The organism is Acinetobacter sp. 70_2, assembly GCF_056736115.1.
In genome coordinates this window covers 1,951,148-1,969,542 of sequence record NZ_JBWZIP010000015.1, presented here as the reverse complement: position 1 = coordinate 1,969,542, position 18,395 = coordinate 1,951,148, and the positions used below count along the sequence as shown (strand labels likewise).

Below are 18,395 nucleotides of genomic sequence, written 5' to 3'. Positions count from 1 at the left end.
AACTTTATGCAAAAGTTATATTCTCAACTGAGCCTGCTAGTCGGGCTCAGTGTTTTTTCACAAGTTGTATTCTCTGCGCAGCAAATCACGCCTTATATCGCAATTCATTCTAAGCCTAAATACCTTGCAATGGCTGCTATGCCTTATGCTAACCCAAATGCACCTAAAGGTGGAGTGTTGAGTCGGGCTGCGCAAGGGACTTTTGATAACTTAAACAGCATGAATGGGAAGGGAAACGCGACAGAAGGTGTAAATTATCTTTTTGATACTTTAATGACTCAGTCACTCGATGAAGTTGGGGTTTTATATCCACTTTTAGCCGAGAAAGTTTCGTATGACCCAGAAAGAACCCAATCCGTTACTTTCTATTTAAATCCCAAAGCTCGTTTTAGTAATGGTCAGCCTTTAACCGCGACAGATGTAAAATTTAGCTTTGATACGTATCAGACCAAATCTAATTTTGGTCTACAAATGTATCTTGCAGACTTGGCAAAAACAGAAGTCATTAACCCACATCAAGTTAAATTCACTTTTAAGTCTAGTCATAATCCTAAAATGCCATTTGTTGTGGCGAGCTTGCCGATTTACTCAAAAGCAGATTGGACGAACCGTGACTTTACTCGTATTACCTTGCAACCGATTGTAGGTTCAGGGCCTTATGTGGTTGAGAAGATTGATGCTGGACGTAGTATTAGCTATAAACGAAACCCGAATTATTGGGCCAAAGATTTGCCTATTAATAAAGGGCGCTATAACTTCGACCATTTAAAATATGTTTATTACCGAAATTGGGATATTGCATTCGAAGGTTTTAAATCTGGGCAATATACCTTGCATGAAGAAACTAATCCTAAAAAATGGGTCACTGACTACAAGTTTCCAGCGGTAAAAGCAGGTTTAGTCACTTTATATAAATTTAGACACCATAACCCGATTGCAACTGAAAGTTATGTGTTTAACACACGACGAAAACCTTTAAACGATATTCGCTTTAGACAAGCCTTAACCTATGCCTATGATTTTGAATGGCAGAACAAAGCTTTGTTTTATGGACAATATCAAAGACTGCAAAGTTATTTTGAAAATAGTGAGTTGGCAGCAGCAGGTCATCCTTCAAAGAATGAACTGGCCATACTAAAGCCTTTATTACCAAAGCTTTCTCCAGTCATGCAAAAAGCTGTTTTGGCAGACTGGAAATATCCAGTCTCAGATGCCAGTGGTTTTAACCGTCAAAACTTATTAATCGCAAGACAATTACTCATTCAGGCAGGCTATAAAATTAAAGAAGGGCAGTTATATACGCCCGAAGGCAAGCCTGTACAAATTGAGTTTCTTATTCAGCAAGATGGCAAACAAAGAACACTCATGCCATTTGTAAGAAATTTAAAAAAATTAGGAATTAATATTAATTTACGGCAGGTTGATGCGCCGCAATATTTAGAGCGTACACGCCGTTATGATTTTGACATGACCACCATGAACTTGCCGCAATCTTTAAATCCGGGCAATGAACAGGCTCAGTTCTGGGGAAGTGCCGCAGCAGGTCAAGATGGTAACTATAACTACGCTGGGATTCGTAATCCTGTCATTGATGCAGTTATTTCAAAACTGGTCACTGCCAAAGACCGTGAGCAGCAAATTATTTATACTCATGTTCTTGATCGATTACTTCGTGCAGGATATTACCAAATTCCGACTTATGGAAAAGGTGATTATTGGTATGCATACTGGAATATGTATCAGCAACCTAAAGTGAAACCCGTGCTCTCTGCTGGTATAGAGTATTGGTGGAGTAATCCAAACCAAGCCAAAAAAGTTGCCCAATATTTACATCAACAATAAAAGCACGTACCTAAAGGAAATCCTGTTATATGGGTTCATATATTCTGAAGCGACTTCTTTTAATGATTCCAACGTTGTTCATTATTTTATTGATCAACTTTGTGGTCGTGCAAATTGCGCCGGGTGGACCTGTAGAACAAGCAATCCATGAGGTAGAAAGTGGCGTAGGAGCAGGGCGGATATTAGGTACTGAAATGTACTATCAGGGTGCTAAAGGATTAAGCCCCGAAATGGTAGAGCAAATTAAAGCACAATACGGTTTTGACCATCCTCCAGTAGAACGTTTCTTGTTGATGTTAAAAGGTTATTTAACTCTAGATTTTGGACAAAGCTTTTTTAAAGATAAACCAGTAGTTGAGCTGCTTTGGGAAAAAATGCCTGTGTCGATTTCGCTTGGGCTATGGAGCACTTTGCTGATTTATCTTATTTCAATTCCGCTTGGTATTAAAAAAGCCAAACAACAAGGTTCTTGGTTTGACCGTTCTACCTCTCTATTACTTGTAGTAGGTTACGCAGTACCAAGTTTTGTCTTTGCTATATTACTTATTGTTTTCTTTGCAGGTGGGTCATATTTTCACTGGTTTCCATTGCAAAACCTCGTGTCAGATAACTTTCATCAATTGAATTTTTTCGGAAAAATTACGGACTACTTATGGCACATGACGTTGCCGCTTATTACCATGGTGTTAGGTGGTTTTGCGAGCCTAACTTACCTAACCAAATATTCATTTTTAGAAGAACTCAATAAACCTTATGTCTTGGCAGCTTATGCAAAAGGTTTAAATAGCCAGCAAGTTTTATATAAACATGTATTTCGTAATGCCATTTTAGTGGTTCTTGCTGGATTACCAGAGGCTTTAGCAGGCATTTTCTTTGTTGGAAATCTTTTTATTGAAATTATTTTTCATCTAGATGGTGTTGGCTTGTTAGGCTTTGAAGCAATTGTTCAGCGAGACTATCCGGTTATTTTTGGTGTATTGTTTTTCTTCACGCTTTTTAGTCTGCTTTTACGACTTATTTGTGATGTGCTGTATCAATGGATTGATCCGCGTATTCACTTTGATGCACAAGGAGGCAAATAATGTCTTTGATTGTGCGGTCACGGCTGCAAAAGTTTAGGAAACATAAACTTGGTTGGATAAGCTTTATCTTGTTTAGCCTCATTTTAGTGATGTCTTTAGCTGCTGAACTCATTGCTAACGATAAACCATTGCTAGTGAAATATGAGGACGCTTATTATTTGCCTGTTTTTAAGGCATATCCCGAAACCACTTTTGGTGGTGTATTTGAAACAGAAGCAGATTATAAAGACCCTGCTGTACAAGAGCTAATTAATCAAAATGGTTGGGCAATTTGGCCGCTCATTCAGTTTTCTTATCAGACACCTAATTTAGATTTAGCTGTACCTGTGCCTTCGCCACCTTCCAAGCAGAATTGGTTAGGAACAGATGACCAAGGGCGAGACGTGCTTGCACGTATTCTCTATGGGCTAAGAGTCTCATTACTTTTCGGCTTGGCTTTAACAGCTTGTGCAGCACTACTTGGGATTTTTGTAGGTGCTATACAAGGCTACTATGGTGGCTGGGTCGATTTGTTAGGGCAACGACTGGTAGAAGTCTGGAATGGTTTACCCATGCTGTTTATGGTCATGATTTTGGTCAGCATGTTTACCCCAAATGTATATTGGCTATTTTTTATTATGTTGTTCTTTAGCTGGACTGTGCTTGTGGGAATTGTCCGTGCTGAATTTTTAAAAGCGCGTCAACTTGACTATGTGCGTGCGGCTCAGGCTTTAGGTGTAAATGATAGAGCAATTATCTTTAAGCACATTTTGCCAAATGCTATAAGTTCTAGCTTATCGCAATTACCTTTTATTCTGACCACCAATATTATTGCTTTAACAGCACTCGATTTCTTGGGCTATGGCTTACCGCCAGATGCGGCCTCTTTAGGTGAATTGTTGTTGCAAGGTAAAAATAACTTAGACGCACCGTGGTTGGCTTTATCTGGGTTTTTTAGCTTAGCTTTTGTATTGTCATTATTAATTTATATTGGGGAGGCGGCACGTGATGCATTTGACCCAAGAAAATAACTTAAATGTAGATGCTAGATTGCTAAATATAGAAAACCTTTCAATCTCTACGCAAGATCGGCCTTTATTAGAAGGTCTCAATTTACACTTACAAGCTGGTGATACGCTTGCAATTGTAGGTGAGAGTGGTTCAGGTAAAACAATAAGCTGTTTGGCGATGATGGGATTATTACCAGAAAAATTAAAAACATCTGGTCGTATTATTATTGATTCAAAAAATATTTTAGAAATAGACGAAAAGACGCAAACACACATACGTGGCCGCCAAATTGCCATGATTTTTCAGGAGCCTTCTACAACTTTAAACCCATTACATCGAGTTGAAAAAATTGTAGGTGAAAATTTTATTTTACAAGGTGGGTCAAAAGCGAAAGCTCAACAGCAGGTAATTCAATTATTAAAAGATGTAGGAATTGCTAATTGTGAGCACATTTTAAAACGTTATCCGCATGAGCTTTCAGGTGGACAAAAACAGCGGGTGATGATTGCGGCTGCGCTTGCACTTCAACCTAAGATTTTAATTGCAGATGAACCAACTACTGCGCTTGATGTGATTTTACAGACGCAAATTTTAGAATTATTAAAATCTTTGCAAAGCAAATATGGCATGGCGCTGATTTTGATTAGCCATGATTTAAATTTGGTACGCCGTTATGCTAATGAACTGATTGTATTACATAAAGGACAAGTTGTAGAGCAAGGTAAGCTTCAACAGATTTTTGAACACCCAACTTCAGTTTATACCCAGCAATTGTTAGATCATAATCTTGGTTTCGCTGAGCAACCTTTAACCAGTCATAAAATTTTATCTGTTCAACAACTCAATGTTAAATATCCAATACGACGTGGTTTCTTTAACCGAATTCAGGGTTATACCAATGCGGTTGAAAATGTAAATTTTGAGCTTGCTCAAGGCGAAGCATTAGGCGTTGTGGGTGAAAGTGGATCCGGAAAATCTTCATTGGCTTTGGCTCTGGTTCGATTAATTAAAAGTGAGGGGCAGATTAATTTTCTAGAGCAAGATATAAACCGCCTAGAACAAAAAGCTTTGCGTAAGATCAGGTCAGACTTACAAATTGTATTCCAAGACCCATTTGGTAGCTTAAACCCGCGTATGACAGTAGGGCAGATTATTGCCGAAGGGTTAAAAGTGAAAGCAGTGGCTGATAGCGAGATCAAACAGCAAGTTGAATCTGCTTTGGTAAAAGTTGAGTTGGCTGAAGACTTTCAACATCGCTATCCGCACGAGCTTTCGGGTGGGCAACGTCAACGCGTTGCTCTAGCGCGAGCTTTAGTGGTTCAACCTAAACTTTTAATTTTAGATGAACCAACGTCTGCCTTAGACCGAACCACGCAAAAAGCCATGATTCAATTATTACGACGTTTACAACAAACAGAGCACTTGAGCTATATTTTTATTAGTCATGATTTAAATGTGGTCAAAGCACTGTGTCATAAAGTGATGGTATTACGACATGCAAAAGTTATGGAATATCAGCCGACTGAGCAGTTGTTTAATGCCCCAAAAACTGAATATACCAAGCAGTTAATTGCGGCAAGTTGTTAAATTTATTTAATAAGATTATGTTTTATAAAAATAAATTTTATTTAAATTTTTAATGCAAAAAGTTGCATTTCTCTATACTTTTTAAATTTGACATGTGCTATTGTCAGTTATCGATTTCCCCTTGACATGACCTATGACATGACCTATAACTCATCTAAATTAGAGTAATTGCTCTAAAATATTAAAAGAGGTTAACCATGAGCCAGATTGCACAACCAATCACAATTCGAAATACCACATTTAAAAACCGGATTATTAAAGGTGCAATGAGTGAGGCACTTGCAAACTATGAGGGGCAGCCAAATGACTTACATTTGGGCTTGTATGGTGCATGGGCTAAAGGTGGTTTAGGCTGTGCGATTACTGGGAACGTCATGGTCAATTTCGAAGCCAAAAACGAACCAGGCGTGGTGGTGATTGAAACTGAGCGTGACCTAGAGCGTTTAAAAGAATGGGCAGCGGTCGGTAAACAATATGGAATGGTACAGCTCATTCAATTGTCTCACCCAGGTCGTCAGTGCCCTAAAGGCTTAAATAAAGAAACAGTGGCACCTTCGGCAGTTCCTTTTAGTCCAGCTTTAGCGACTATGTTTGGCACTCCACGTGCGCTTACACATGAAGAAATTTTGGATATTATTAAACGCTTTGCAACAGCTGCCAGCATTTGTGAGAAAGCTGGTTTTGAAGGGGTACAGTTACATGGTGCACACGGCTATTTAATTAGCCAGTTTTTATCGCCATTAACCAATAAGCGTACAGACCAGTGGGGTGGCTCAGTTGAAAACCGTACTCGCTTTTTACTAGAAGTTTATAAAGCGGTACGTGAAGCAACTTCAGAGAATTTTATTATTTCAGTGAAGCTCAACTCTGCCGACTTCCAGCGCGGTGGTATTAGTGAAGAAGATGTGATTTCGGTATTTAAAGCCGTTGATGAAGCAGGAATTGATTTAATTGAAATTTCAGGTGGTACTTACGAAGCACCAGCAATGGCTGGCGCTAAAGCCGATAAACGTAAAGCAAGTACCATTGCACGTGAAGCATATTTCTTAGACTTCGCTGAAAAAATCCGTCAGCATGTAAAATGTAAACTTATGGTGACAGGTGGCTTCCGTACTGTAGAAGGCATGAATGCTGCTCTAGCAAGTGGGGCGTGCGACTTTATTGGTATTGCTCGTCCACTTGCTGTTGAAACAGATTTAACTGACCGTTTAATCGCAGGCCAAGACGTTCGCTACGCCGTAAAACCAATTAAAACAGGTTTACCTTTTGTCGATAAAATGGCGATTATGGAAATTATTTGGTACGCAGCACAATTTAAAGCAATTGGGCAGGGTAAAAAGCCAAATCCAAAACTATCGCCTTTAATTGTGTTTTTAAATTACGCGAAGGGCAATATTAAGGCCGTTGTTCAAGGGCGCATGAATTCACGTAAATCTGCATAAATAAATTACCAAGCAATAGCCCAGTAAGTCTGAAAAGTAGAAGCAGACCATTGACCTTTAATTAAAGCATTTTTAAAGGCAGGTCTGTTTTCTATTTGGGTCAGATAACGTTGTATATGTTTAAACTGGCTGTAATTTGGTGAGCAAGCCAATAACGGAAACCACATCAAAATATCAGCAGTAGTAAACTGATCTCCAGCAAACCATAAGTGGTGCTTTAAATGTTTATCGATCATGCTCATGTGTTGTTGTAATGATTGATTGAGATAACCTTGATCGAATCCATATTTTAAAAGCTTTGGAATGAAACGTACTGGAAAAGGAGTACGCTCAGCAATTTGTTGAAAGATTTGTTTGAGTACCAGATCGGGAATGAATGTTGCCTCACAATAATTTTTCCAATAATAAAAATTTTTTAGTTGTTGGTTTCCTAAATTATTCTGTCCCAATTGTGGGTGTAAATGAGAGAAATAATCTAGGATTGCTGAGGTTTCGGCCAAAATTGAAGATTGCTCGTGTTCAATAATTTCGAGGGTTGGAAATTTTGATAACTGATGCGGCGAGTTATTATTTTTGTTTTCGTCCGAATGATATTTAGTGATGAGCTCATAGTTGAGTCCTAATTCTTCTAAAAACCAAATAATGCGTTGAGAGCGTGAATTTTGTAAATGAAATAATCGAATTTGCATGTCATGTTCAAATTATAGTTTTGATTTAATTTTAGTATAGGGTAGAAAAGAATTTAAGTATAATAAAATATTTATAAATCATAAATTTATAATGTTTTTGAGAGGCTTGGCATAGAAATTACTGCTGGTAAAGTTGTGGGTCTTAAAACCGATTAGATCTTGATCACCGAAGTTGCTAACATGCGTTATACTGCTGGCTCAAATATGTACAATTATGTTTTAGCCTACTAAAAGAATAAAATCGTTTCACAGCAGATGGCATAACTAGCCGTTTTTAATAGTATTTCTGAAAATCAAAATAGTTTTTATACTTATTTAGGGGAAGTTCGATGTTTGCGATAGTTGGCATATTTTTAATAGCCATAATGGTATTAGCGATTTTAAGTGTTTTAAAGAAAGGGGAAAGCAAAAATAGAAATGCAAAACGTAACCCAATCAAGGGAAAGCGTATTATTACTATGAATGAACAACCTACTTTTATGAAATTAAAGGAAGCTTTGCCTGAACATATTATTTTAGCGCAAGTTGCTTTCAGCGCTTTTATGACAGCGCAAGGATACGCGACGCGTAATTTATTTAATCGAAAAGTTGCTGATTTTGTTGTCTTGGATAAAGCATTTAATATCGTTGCTATTGTTGAGTTAGATGATTCTAGCCACAAAGGGAAAGAAAAGTTTGATGCAGAGCGAGATGCTTTAATTCACGAAGCAGGTTTTAAAGTCATACGTTATAAACGAACACCAGAACTAGTACAAATACATCGTGATTTTAATATTACATCAAGTTCATTAGCTCAAGTTTTAATAGAACCAGATTTAACAAAAACAAAGTTAGTTGCTGATGCAATAATTATTGAGAAAGATGATCCAGATATACAACCCACACAACATATTGATGAAGTAAAGTTGAAGTCTTGATTTTGGAAATAAAAAATTTATCTCATGGATGAAATTTGAAGTGAGATAAAATAATTTGAAGCGATGATTCTTTATAGAAAGAATATGGCGTCCCTACGGGGATTCGAACCCCGGTTACCGCCGTGAAAGGGCGATGTCCTAGGCCTCTAGACGATAGGGACGTTGAGGATGGCGGTATCTTAAGAAGCCGCCACTAAACTGTCAAGTAGGTAAGGAGACAGTTTGTTCAAAATATAGCAAAACAGTTCAGCAGTCTTCTGAGTATCGTATAGAGCAGAGTGTGCTTCTTTACCATCGAACTCAATTCCAGCTTGAATACATGCTTTAGCAAGCACGGTTTGTCCAAACATAACTGCACTTAAAGTAACTGTATCCATGACTGAAAAACTATGAAATGGGTTTTGGTTTTTCGTGCTTGTACGTGCAATTGCCGCTTGTAAAAAACCAAGGTCAAAATGCGCGTTATGACCTACAAGTACTGCATGAGTACAATGTTGTTGTTTACGAACTTCATTGACTGATTTAAAAATACGACGTAGCGCAGTTCTCTCGTCTTCAGCCATTGCTATACGCATTGGATTGAATGGATCAATACCAATAAAATCGAGAGAACGGCGATCGAGGTTTGCACCTTCAAACGGGTTAATATGTGCATGAAATGCAGGACCAGGGACAAATTGTCCCTGAGCATCATACACAATTGGAATGCACGCGATTTCTAGCAATGCATCTGTCTGGGCATTAAAACCTGCCGTTTCAACATCGACAACAACAGGTAAGAAGCCACGAAAACGTTGGCCAATGACCGGGACAGAATTTTCTTGTGTCACACTTTTCTCCATTGCAGCGTTTTCCCGGCATGCAGCGGGATAATTTTCTGATCATCTAAATAATCAAAAGATTCGGGAACGAGGTTGTCTTCTTTAACCAAAGTAATGGTAGAAGTATTACGTGGTAGACCGTAGAAGTCTGCACCAAAGTGGCTTGCAAAACCTTCTAAACGCTCTAATTTACCAACTTGATCAAAAGCTTGTGCATAAAGCTCAATTGCATTAGGAGCACTATAGCAGCCTGCACAGCCACAAGCATTCTCTTTTGCATTTTGTGCATGAGGGGCACTGTCTGTACCTAAGAAAAACTTAGGATTACCGCTTGTCGCAACTTCAAGTAAAGTCGTTTGATGTGTTTGACGTTTTAAAATTGGTAAGCAGTAAAAGTGCGGTTTAACACCACCAACCAACATATCATTACGGTTAAATAATAAATGCTGAGGAGTGATTGTTGCTGCAACATTACGGTCTTGTTCTAAAACAAAGTGTGCTGCATCACTTGTCGTAATGTGTTCAAGCACAACTTTAAGTTTCGGGAACTGTTTCAATAATGGTGATAATACCTCATCTAGGAAGCGTTTTTCACGATCAAAAATATCTACATGATTGTGAGTCACTTCACCATGAAGCAATAACGGCACTTGATGCTCTTCTAATTGCTCAATGACTGCATAAACTTTGCGAATATCACTCACACCATTGTCTGAGTTTGTGGTCGCACCCGCAGGGTAAAGTTTAATTGCATTTACATGTTCTGATTCTTTAATTTTACGAACTTCATCTGGTGAAGTGTGATCAGTAAAATAAAGCACCATACGAGGGTCAAAATTATTGCCTTCTGGAACATGAGCAAGAATGCGTTCGCGATAAGCTAAAGCTTCTTCTACTGTTTTTACAGGCGGCACAAGGTTAGGCATACAGATCGCGCGAGCGAATTGTTTAGCCAAATCTGGAACAGTACGTTTTAATGCTAAACCATCACGTAAATGTGCATGCCAATCATCTGGCTGGAGCAGGGTAATAGAGTTCAAGGCAGTTCAAACTTCGAAATAAAACAAATGATAATCGATAAAGTGTGAAAATGGTAACGAGAATTACGGACAAATGGCAAAATAAAGCGCAGGGAGCTTTAAAAATTAATGTTATATTTTGTTAACGCGAAATATGTAGGAATCGACTAGTGGCGAATAGGGGAAATGTCCATCAATTACTCAAATCTAAAGAAGAAATCGAGTATTTGGTTACTCTACATACCCATCGTTATGCCAATATGCCTTTGCCAAAACAACTTGAAAAAAAATTCTGGCTTTTAAACCTCGATCGAACTCGGCAAAACATCTCAAAATTTTTAGCAAGTGGTGTACTCACTTATATCATTTTTATTTTACTGGTGTTGCCGACAGACTACTTTGTAATCGGGGTGCCTTATATAACTTTAGATTTCGTCTACTGTTTGTTAAGTGCAATGAATATTGCATTTGCACTTTTAGTATTTTGGGTATTTGCTAGGTTTAAAAAACTCTCTAAGCATTTTTATTTTGCTGCCTGTAGCATTGTTTTTTTATCAATTATTACAAGTGCCATGCTGTTGCTTAGTGTTGGAAATATGGCTCTTAAAAATCAGTCGATGCTGCTTCTTTCATTTTTATATATGCTTGGGTTTATTTTGAGCGGCATAAAACCTTTGCATATGCTTTATGTTGGCTTATCAGCGGCAATACTGGTTTTTGTTTTTCTTAATTTATTAAACGTAAATTGTGATTATATCGCGCTGGGTCGTGCCTTATTTGGTACTTGTATTTTAGGTTTTTCAATTAGCACGATGCTCATCTCAAGAGAGCGAAGTCTTTTTTTAAATAACCAACTTGCTGAAATTAATGAGCAGATTTTACGGATAGAAGCATCTGAACTACTGCATTTAAGTCAACAAGATGCTCTTACTCAAATTTCGAATCGTCGTACCTTTGATGAGATGTTTGATTTTTTCTATTACCGAGCAAATCAAGAGAAACGTCCTTTAGCTGTTTTATTTATCGATATTGATTTTTTTAAAAACTATAACGATTTTTATGGGCATCAGATGGGGGATAAAGTCATCTCATCTATTGCTTCTGCAATTAAAAACTCGATTCGTCATGTCGATTTTGTTGCGCGTTATGGGGGGGAAGAGTTTGTCGTACTGTTACCTGAAACACCTGCACAGGGTGCTTATTCAGTGGCAGCAAATATTTATAAAGCCATTGAACGACAAGCTATTCCTCATGCCGCTTCGTTAGTGTCGAAGTATGTCACTATCAGCTTAGGGTTTACCGTATATACGGGTGGATTAAAGATGGGACAAGATAGCTTAATTCATGCAGCAGATCAGGCATTATATCGGGCAAAGCAACTTGGCCGTAATCAAATTTACTATCAACCTTTGCAAGTTGCAGAAATTACCTAACTTAACTTTAAATATAAAAAAGCCACCTATAGAGGTGGCTTTTTTGACATCATAAGAAAATTATTTTTTCTTACTGTCTAATTGAGGGATTGCAGAACCTTGACCGATTGAAAGCAAACCAGCATCTGTATAGATACCAAGTTTTGCACGTGTATCGGTAATGTCGAGGTTACGCATAGTCAATTGACCAATACGGTCCATTGGCGTAAACATTGAATCGCCTTTTTCCATAGTTAAACGTTCAGCTTCGTACGTTAAGTTTGGAGATTCAGTGTTCATGATGGTGTAGTCATTACCACGACGAAGTTCAAGCGTCACTTCACCAGTAATCGCTTTAGCAACCCAACGTTGTGCAGTTTCACGCAACATAAGTGCTTGAGAGTCGAACCAACGACCTTGGTAAAGTAAACGACCTAAACGTAAACCATTAATACGGTACTGTTCGATCGTATCTTCGTTATGAATACCAGTAACCAAACGCTCGTAAGCAATATGAAGAAGGGCCATACCCGGTGCTTCATAAATACCGCGAGATTTCGCTTCGATAATACGGTTTTCGATTTGGTCAGACATACCTAAACCATGACGACCACCAATACGGTTTGCTTCAAGAATAAGTTCAACCGGATTGTTAAAAGTTTGACCGTTTAACGCAACAGGGACACCTTCTTCAAAACGTACAGTGACTTCTTCTGGTTTGATTTCAACTTCTTCTTTCCAGAAAGCAACGCCCATAATTGGGTCAACAATTTTAATACCAGCATTTAGGTATTCAAGATCTTTTGCTTCGTGAGTCGCGCCCAACATGTTTGAGTCAGTTGAGTACGCTTTTTCTTTTGACATTTTGTAGTCAAAACCGTTGTCAATGAGGAACTGTGACATTTCTGCACGGCCACCAAGCTCATCAATAAAGTTTTGATCTAACCAAGGCTTATAAATTTTAAGATTTGGGTTGGTCAACAAACCATAACGATAGAAACGTTCAATATCGTTACCTTTATAAGTTGAACCGTCACCCCAGATGTTTACATCATCTTCTTTCATTGCAGTAACGAGCATAGTACCTGTTACTGCACGACCGAGTGGAGTCGTATTGAAATAAGGAACACCACCTGTACTGATATGGAATGCACCACACTGAATTGCAGCAATACCTTCAAGCGCCAATTGTAAGCGGCAGTCAATTAAGCGAGCTTTTACAGCGCCGTATTGTTCTGCTTTCTGTGGAATTGCATCGTAGTCGTCTTCATCTGGCTGGCCTAAGTTTGCAGTGTATGCATAAGGCTCAGCGCCTTTTTGTTTCATCCACAATAAAGCAGCTGAAGTGTCTAGACCACCGGAGAAGGCAATCCCAACTTTTTTGCCTACTGGTACATGCTGCAAGATAGTTGCATTATCAGTCATTGCTAATCCTAACATTTATGAAAAAGACCCCGTTGAGGTGGTCTCGAGAATTCTGAATGGCGGCTATTGTAGCACTATTCATGGTGCTTTTTTTGGCAAAAAAAGCATTAATTCACTTGTTATGATTGGTATTTATTATTTGAAGAAAACATAGGATTGTCTTCTTTATATATAGATTGACCATAATCTCGAATAAAAAATAATTCTTGGTCATCCAAAATCGTTAAAAAAGTATTAAAGTACTATGCAACAAGTTGCAAAAAAATATTGGGACGCAGCATGACAAGTTACGCCAATTTATTAAAACCATTACATTTGGGCTTCACTACCATTAAAAACCGTGTAGTCATGGGTTCTATGCATACGGGATTAGAAGACCGCTTTTTTAACTACCCAAAACTGGCCGCTTATTTTGAAGAACGTGCCAAAGGTGGGGTTGGTCTGATTGTGACGGGAGGTATTTCTCCGAACCGTCAAGGCTGGTTGGCTCCAGCTGGCGGTACTATGAATAGCTTATTTGATATTCCTCAGCATCGCCTAGTAACGCATGCTGTTCATAAACATGGCTCTAAAATCTTAATGCAGATTTTGCACGCTGGCCGATATGGTTACCAACCATTTGTTGTGTCTTCAACAGCAATTAAATCTCCAATTTCACCATTTAAACCGCGTCAACTTTCTGAAAAAAATATTCTCAGCACCATTGAAGACTATGCACAGTGCGCCGACATTGCCAAAAAAGCAGGATATGATGGCGTTGAAATTATGGGGTCAGAAGGATATCTGATTAACCAGTTCTTAAGTCGCCATGTAAACCAGCGTACTGACCGTTGGGGCGGTGAAATCGAAAACCGTATGCGTTTTCCGGTTGAAATAGTCAAAGCAATTCGTGCGAAAGTAGGTGAAAAATTTATTATTTGCTTCCGTTTATCGCTACTCGATCTTGTGCATGACGGTAACACCATGCAAGAAGTGGTGATTGTTGCTAAAGCTTTAGAAAAAGCGGGTGTCACTTTATTAAATACGGGTATTGGTTGGCATGAAGCACGTGTACCAACTATTGTAACCTCGGTACCTCGTGCAGCATTTGTCGATTACACGGCTCATGTAAAACAACATATTTCAATTCCAGTCATTGCATCTAACCGTATTAATATGCCTGAAACTGCCGAAGAGATTTTGGCAACTGGCAAGGCAGACATGATTCAAATGGCTCGTCCTTTATTGGCCGATGCTTTTTGGGTAAATAAAACTGCGACCAACCGTGTTGATGAAATTAATACCTGTATTGCGTGTAACCAGGCCTGTTTAGACCATGCTTTTAAAAATAAACGTGTGTCTTGTTTAGTGAACCCACGTGCAGGCCATGAAACAGAACTGGTCTATTTAAAGACTAAACAGCCAAAACGTATTGCCGTTGTAGGTGGTGGTGTAGCAGGTATGTCTGCTGCAACTGTGGCGGCAAGCCGTGGTCATGCAGTGACTTTATTTGAAGCCAATAAAGATGTAGGTGGGCAGTTCAATTTTGCCAAGGTTGTACCAGGTAAAGAGGAATTCCACGAGACAATTCGCTACTTTAAAGTACAGCTTCAAAAAACAGGGGTAGATGTACGTTTAAACACTCGTGTAAATCGTGAGCAACTTGAGCGTGAAGGTTTTGACGAAGTTATTGTGGCAACGGGTGTAATACCACGTGCTTTAAAAATTGAAGGAAGTAATTCACCACAAGTTCTTTCCTATGCTCAAGTTTTACAAGGTGCAGAAGTTGGACAAAAAGTTGCAGTGATTGGGGCAGGTGGTATTGGTTTTGATGTATCTGAGTTTTTACTTAAACCACCACATCAGCCACAGCCTCAACCTTTAGCAGAGTGGCAACGTGAATGGGGTGTAGACCCAGATCCGAATTATATTTCTGAAGGTGGTATGCAGCCACCTGTGGTTGAACCAGCAATACGTGAAATTTATTTACTACAACGTAAAACAACATCTCTCGGTATTGGTCTTGGCAAGACTTCAGGTTGGGTACACCGTGCACAACTTAAAAAGCATGGTGTACGCATGTTACGTGGTGTGCAATATAAAGCCGTTACTGATGAAGGGCTTTGGATTGAACATAATGGTCAAGACCAGCTTTTACGTGTAGATACGGTCGTGGTGTGTGCAGGTCAAGAGTCGGTAAAAGACTTAATGCCAAAAGAAGGTGAGTCGACTATAGCGAACTACCATATTATTGGTGGAGCAAAGCTCGCAGCAGAGCTAGATGCGAAGCGTGCGATCAAAGAAGGAGCAGAATTAGCTGCTCGATTGTAAAATTGATGAAACAATATGCACTTGAACACAAAGCGATGATATTTTTCTTGAATAAAATGAATAAGCTTTGTATTCTTACGCACATGGAAGCGTGGCAGAGCGGTTTAATGCACCGGTCTTGAAAACCGACGAGGGTGTGAGTCCTCCGTGAGTTCGAATCTCACCGCTTCCGCCAAATTCGAAAAGCCCCTGTTAATAGCAGGGGCTTTTTTTATCTATGCTTTTACCCCCCCCCAAAAAAAAATAACCCACATCAAAATGTAGGTGCATTAATTCTTAGTTTATTAAAGGTGGAAAAATGAAAATAAAAAACTACACACCAACTAAAGGTTTTATATGGATTTTGCTTTTAATTATTTTTATAGCATGGCTTGTATATAAATGTGTTCCTTTAACAGAGAAAGATCAAGATGCTCTTATTCATTCAAATATGGAACGGGAAAGGATTAGGCTAGCTGAAGAGTTTGACTCTTATACACAAGAAGACTTCGCACGACTACCAAAATTTGACTCTCGTAAATATTTTTTAATAAAGCGTAGTGGTCGGTTTTGGTTAATATCAAGAAAATATTATGGTGCTAATGGTTTTACTATTAGAGTTATAGATATAGATAAACTAATAGGGAAAAAGTGGGAAGGTGATATTGTGGTGGAAGGTGGATTTCGAGTTTTTATGTATTCACCACAATATTATAATCGTAAAGCTGATTTTTTGAGTAGTGATGTGGCATGTAAATCAAATACATTTAGAAAGCTTTTTACGTGGAATGGGGTAATTATTAATATTGATGCTAATACCTATCCTAAAAAAATTACAGATAATCAATATTTAGATATTTGTCTAACTGCATTGAAAATTTTAAATGAAGAAGTAAAGGAAATACATTTTGTTAATTAATATAATTTAATTTTTAGTAAATTTTATCTAAAAATTATTTGAATATATATTGTATTTACTCATCAAATCATTACAGTAGATATTGTTAGGCTCTAATTTTTTACTATAAAAATTTTAAAAATGTCTTTTGAAAATTTATTTTGTCTTAGCCTAACTAACTGGTCAGATTAAAATCAATTCGTAAAGTACTTAGTAAGGATAAGGCGACCAGTACTACCTATAAATATGTGCAACATCGAGTTGATGAGTGGTTATAATTGAGAGTGAGTTAATCAAGCTAGCAAATTTACTAGCTTGACTTTAAAAATATTATTTAACACTCGCCGTAACCATTACTTCTACTAATACTTGCGGACGTGCCAAATCTGCTTGAATAGCCGCGCGTGCTGGTGCTGCTCCATCTGGTAACCATGCTTCCCAACATTCATTGAACACTGCAAAATCTTCGGCAATATTTTTAATCCAAATTTGTGCAGTTAAAATACGGCTTTTATCACTACCAGCTTGTTCCAGTAAAGCATCAATTTTTGCTAGAACTTCTAAAGTTTGTTGCTTGGCATCAGCATCTAAAGTTGTTGGAACTTGACCCGAAACATACACTAAACCGTTATGAAGCACACAACCTGATAAACGTGCATTTGTGTCAATACGTTGAATGTCATGACTCATTTTATTTCTCCAGAGATAAACCATCTAATGTAATTGGTGATGTTGCTTGGCTAATTAACTGACTAATGACCATGGCACAACCAGCAGCTAATGTGAAACCTAAACTACCTTGGCCAATATTTGCCCATAAATTCAAATATTTCTTGCGACCCAAAATGGGTAAGCCGGTAGGGGTGGATGGACGTAAACCACTCCATTCTTGTGCAGTATTTACACCCAATAAATCGGGAAATGTTTTTCGTACCGTATCTTTCAATGCATTTATACGTTCTTTTCGAATGTAGATATCTTGATAGCCAATATCGACCATTGCGGCAATGCGAAGCTGATTCCCCAATTTTGCATATACAATTTTATTTGCATAATCGGTTACGCTCATATTGGGTACAACATTGGTTTTTTCTGGGAATGGTAGAGTCAGGCTATATCCTTTTAATGGATAAACTGGGACTGAAATACCTACCATATTAAAAAGTGCAGTACTGCTATTGCCCGCAGCAACGACAAATTCATCTGCTTCTATACGTCCTTGATTTGTTTCAATCGCAGTAATTTTATTATTTTCTGCAAAAAAATCTGTCACTTCATGTGTATATAAGCATGTGAAGTTACGACTCTTTTCTAGTGCTTTATACAAAGCTAAACAAAATTTGTAGCAATCTGCTGTTTCATCATCTGGTGTATAAATTGAACCCACTAATGTAGATCCAATACCTTTCAATGCAGGTTCAAGTTGAACGGTTTCTTCCGGTGAAAGCACTTTTTGTACAGTTGGATCTATCGTTAATGCTGCTTTTTTAAATGCTTTTTCATTGCGATGAATAATCATTTTTCCTGATTTTACCCAGTCAAAATCATCAATTTCATCACGCCATTTAGACATAATACTTTGACTATATAGGGATAACCGTAAAATATGATTGCCGTTCACAATATTGTCTTTACGATTACATGCTATGAGGAATTGGAATAACCACGACCATTGAAGAGGTGAAAAATTCAATTTAAAGTTTAAAGGCGAATGGGCTTTTCCTAACCATTGCAGCGCCTGAAATGGAACGCCTGCATCCGCTAAAGGTGCAACATAGCGATAACTGAGTTGACCACCATTTGCAAAACTTGTCTGGCAGCCAATCTTGTCATTCGCTTCCACTATTGTAACTTTATGACCTGCTTGAATAAGTGCATAGGCTGTACTTAAACCAATGACTCCACCACCAATGACAACGACATGTTTTTTCATTCTTCCATGCTATATTTGCAACACACATTTGTATTAAAGAAGAAGAAAA

At 38.2% G+C, this 18,395-nt stretch carries 15 protein-coding genes and 2 tRNA genes; 10 read left to right on the top strand and 7 right to left on the bottom strand.

Annotated elements, in window-relative coordinates; translation table 11 throughout:
- Positions 1-6 precede the first annotated feature (6 nt).
- The 5 genes from AC1PJ9_RS18310 to AC1PJ9_RS18290 all read left to right on the top strand — a co-directional run bounded on the left by AC1PJ9_RS18310 (position 7) and on the right by AC1PJ9_RS18290 (position 6,943).
- Entirely contained in the window at positions 7-1,842 is a 1,836-nt protein-coding gene (locus AC1PJ9_RS18310) for an extracellular solute-binding protein (protein ID WP_311088027.1), read from the top strand.
- A gap of 29 nt (positions 1,843-1,871) precedes the next feature.
- Positions 1,872-2,924: a microcin C ABC transporter permease YejB gene (locus AC1PJ9_RS18305; protein ID WP_311088026.1), complete on the top strand. Its 1,053-nt coding sequence runs from the start codon at positions 1,872-1,874 to the stop codon at positions 2,922-2,924.
- Positions 2,924-3,934, top strand: coding sequence for an ABC transporter permease (locus AC1PJ9_RS18300; RefSeq protein WP_311088025.1), 1,011 nt, complete (start codon positions 2,924-2,926; stop codon positions 3,932-3,934). Before AC1PJ9_RS18305 ends, AC1PJ9_RS18300 begins: the two co-directional genes overlap by 1 nt.
- A complete protein-coding gene (locus AC1PJ9_RS18295) occupies positions 3,912-5,501 on the top strand; it encodes an ABC transporter ATP-binding protein (protein WP_409070595.1) in 1,590 nt (529 codons plus the stop codon). Before AC1PJ9_RS18300 ends, AC1PJ9_RS18295 begins: the two co-directional genes overlap by 23 nt.
- Before the next feature lie 197 nt (positions 5,502-5,698).
- Positions 5,699-6,943, top strand: a complete 1,245-nt coding sequence (locus tag AC1PJ9_RS18290; RefSeq protein ID WP_308965113.1) for an NADH:flavin oxidoreductase/NADH oxidase family protein — start codon at positions 5,699-5,701, stop codon at positions 6,941-6,943.
- 5 nt (positions 6,944-6,948) lie between these two features.
- Here AC1PJ9_RS18290 and AC1PJ9_RS18285 read toward each other — a convergent pair whose 3' ends face one another.
- Positions 6,949-7,632, bottom strand: coding sequence for a glutathione S-transferase N-terminal domain-containing protein (locus AC1PJ9_RS18285; protein ID WP_311088023.1), 684 nt, complete (start codon positions 7,630-7,632; stop codon positions 6,949-6,951).
- Between the two features lie 329 nt (positions 7,633-7,961).
- Here AC1PJ9_RS18285 and AC1PJ9_RS18280 point away from each other — a divergent pair, with 329 nt between their 5' ends.
- Positions 7,962-8,549, top strand: a complete 588-nt coding sequence (locus AC1PJ9_RS18280; RefSeq protein WP_311088022.1) for a DUF2726 domain-containing protein — start codon at positions 7,962-7,964, stop codon at positions 8,547-8,549.
- An 85-nt stretch (positions 8,550-8,634) separates the two neighbouring features.
- Here the strand turns inward: AC1PJ9_RS18280 and AC1PJ9_RS18275 are convergent.
- From AC1PJ9_RS18275 to pyrC, 3 genes are all read right to left on the bottom strand, one after another.
- Positions 8,635-8,710 (bottom strand) — tRNA-Glu (locus AC1PJ9_RS18275).
- Positions 8,711-8,728: 18 nt separating this feature from the next.
- A complete protein-coding gene (rnt, locus tag AC1PJ9_RS18270) occupies positions 8,729-9,391 on the bottom strand; it encodes a ribonuclease T (RefSeq protein WP_004702976.1) in 663 nt (220 codons plus the stop codon).
- Positions 9,376-10,410, bottom strand: a complete 1,035-nt coding sequence (pyrC, locus tag AC1PJ9_RS18265) for a dihydroorotase (protein ID WP_216135174.1) — start codon at positions 10,408-10,410, stop codon at positions 9,376-9,378. Before pyrC ends, rnt begins: the two co-directional genes overlap by 16 nt.
- A gap of 149 nt (positions 10,411-10,559) precedes the next feature.
- Here pyrC and AC1PJ9_RS18260 point away from each other — a divergent pair, with 149 nt between their 5' ends.
- On the top strand, positions 10,560-11,822 hold the full coding sequence (locus AC1PJ9_RS18260) for a GGDEF domain-containing protein (protein WP_311088021.1): 1,263 nt from the start codon (positions 10,560-10,562) through the stop codon (positions 11,820-11,822).
- 60 nt (positions 11,823-11,882) lie between these two features.
- On the opposite strand, the gene argG is transcribed toward AC1PJ9_RS18260, so the two are convergent.
- A complete protein-coding gene (argG, locus tag AC1PJ9_RS18255) occupies positions 11,883-13,241 on the bottom strand; it encodes an argininosuccinate synthase (RefSeq protein WP_311088020.1) in 1,359 nt (452 codons plus the stop codon).
- A 264-nt stretch (positions 13,242-13,505) separates the two neighbouring features.
- On the opposite strand from argG, the gene AC1PJ9_RS18250 reads away from it, so the two are divergent.
- The 3 genes from AC1PJ9_RS18250 (at position 13,506) to AC1PJ9_RS18240 (ending at position 16,434) form a co-directional block, all read left to right on the top strand.
- Positions 13,506-15,536, top strand: a complete 2,031-nt coding sequence (locus AC1PJ9_RS18250) for an oxidoreductase (protein ID WP_311088019.1) — start codon at positions 13,506-13,508, stop codon at positions 15,534-15,536.
- An 85-nt stretch (positions 15,537-15,621) separates the two neighbouring features.
- Positions 15,622-15,711 (top strand) — tRNA-Ser (locus AC1PJ9_RS18245).
- A gap of 123 nt (positions 15,712-15,834) precedes the next feature.
- On the top strand, positions 15,835-16,434 hold the full coding sequence (locus AC1PJ9_RS18240) for a hypothetical protein (RefSeq protein WP_311071989.1): 600 nt from the start codon (positions 15,835-15,837) through the stop codon (positions 16,432-16,434).
- Positions 16,435-16,743: 309 nt separating this feature from the next.
- Here the strand turns inward: AC1PJ9_RS18240 and AC1PJ9_RS18235 are convergent, their stop codons facing one another.
- Together AC1PJ9_RS18235 and AC1PJ9_RS18230 are read right to left on the bottom strand one after the other, a co-directional pair.
- The gene (locus tag AC1PJ9_RS18235; RefSeq protein ID WP_151741659.1) at positions 16,744-17,103 is read right to left on the bottom strand and encodes a RidA family protein; all 360 of its coding nucleotides are present in this window, start codon (positions 17,101-17,103) and stop codon (positions 16,744-16,746) included.
- 1 nt (position 17,104) lies between these two features.
- Positions 17,105-18,346 (bottom strand): D-amino acid dehydrogenase, encoded by a 1,242-nt coding sequence (locus tag AC1PJ9_RS18230; protein WP_311088018.1) that lies wholly within the window; start codon positions 18,344-18,346, stop codon positions 17,105-17,107.
- Positions 18,347-18,395: the final 49 nt, after the last annotated feature.

Excerpts from the sequence above, each read along its gene's own strand:
- AC1PJ9_RS18310 (WP_311088027.1), top strand. The coding sequence starts at position 7 with ATGCAAAAGTTATATTCTCAACTGAGCCTGCTAGTCGGGCTCAGTGTT.
- AC1PJ9_RS18305 (WP_311088026.1), top strand. The coding sequence starts at position 1,872 with ATGGGTTCATATATTCTGAAGCGACTTCTTTTAATGATTCCAACGTTG.
- AC1PJ9_RS18300 (WP_311088025.1), top strand. The coding sequence starts at position 2,924 with ATGTCTTTGATTGTGCGGTCACGGCTGCAAAAGTTTAGGAAACATAAA.
- AC1PJ9_RS18295 (WP_409070595.1), top strand. The coding sequence starts at position 3,912 with ATGCATTTGACCCAAGAAAATAACTTAAATGTAGATGCTAGATTGCTA.
- AC1PJ9_RS18290 (WP_308965113.1), top strand. The coding sequence starts at position 5,699 with ATGAGCCAGATTGCACAACCAATCACAATTCGAAATACCACATTTAAA.
- AC1PJ9_RS18285 (WP_311088023.1), bottom strand. The coding sequence starts at position 7,632 with ATGCAAATTCGATTATTTCATTTACAAAATTCACGCTCTCAACGCATT.
- AC1PJ9_RS18280 (WP_311088022.1), top strand. The coding sequence starts at position 7,962 with ATGTTTGCGATAGTTGGCATATTTTTAATAGCCATAATGGTATTAGCG.
- rnt (WP_004702976.1), bottom strand. The coding sequence starts at position 9,391 with ATGGAGAAAAGTGTGACACAAGAAAATTCTGTCCCGGTCATTGGCCAA.
- argG (WP_311088020.1), bottom strand. The coding sequence starts at position 13,241 with ATGTTAGGATTAGCAATGACTGATAATGCAACTATCTTGCAGCATGTA.
- AC1PJ9_RS18250 (WP_311088019.1), top strand. The coding sequence starts at position 13,506 with ATGACAAGTTACGCCAATTTATTAAAACCATTACATTTGGGCTTCACT.
- AC1PJ9_RS18240 (WP_311071989.1), top strand. The coding sequence starts at position 15,835 with ATGAAAATAAAAAACTACACACCAACTAAAGGTTTTATATGGATTTTG.
- AC1PJ9_RS18235 (WP_151741659.1), bottom strand. The coding sequence starts at position 17,103 with ATGAGTCATGACATTCAACGTATTGACACAAATGCACGTTTATCAGGT.
- AC1PJ9_RS18230 (WP_311088018.1), bottom strand. The coding sequence starts at position 18,346 with ATGAAAAAACATGTCGTTGTCATTGGTGGTGGAGTCATTGGTTTAAGT.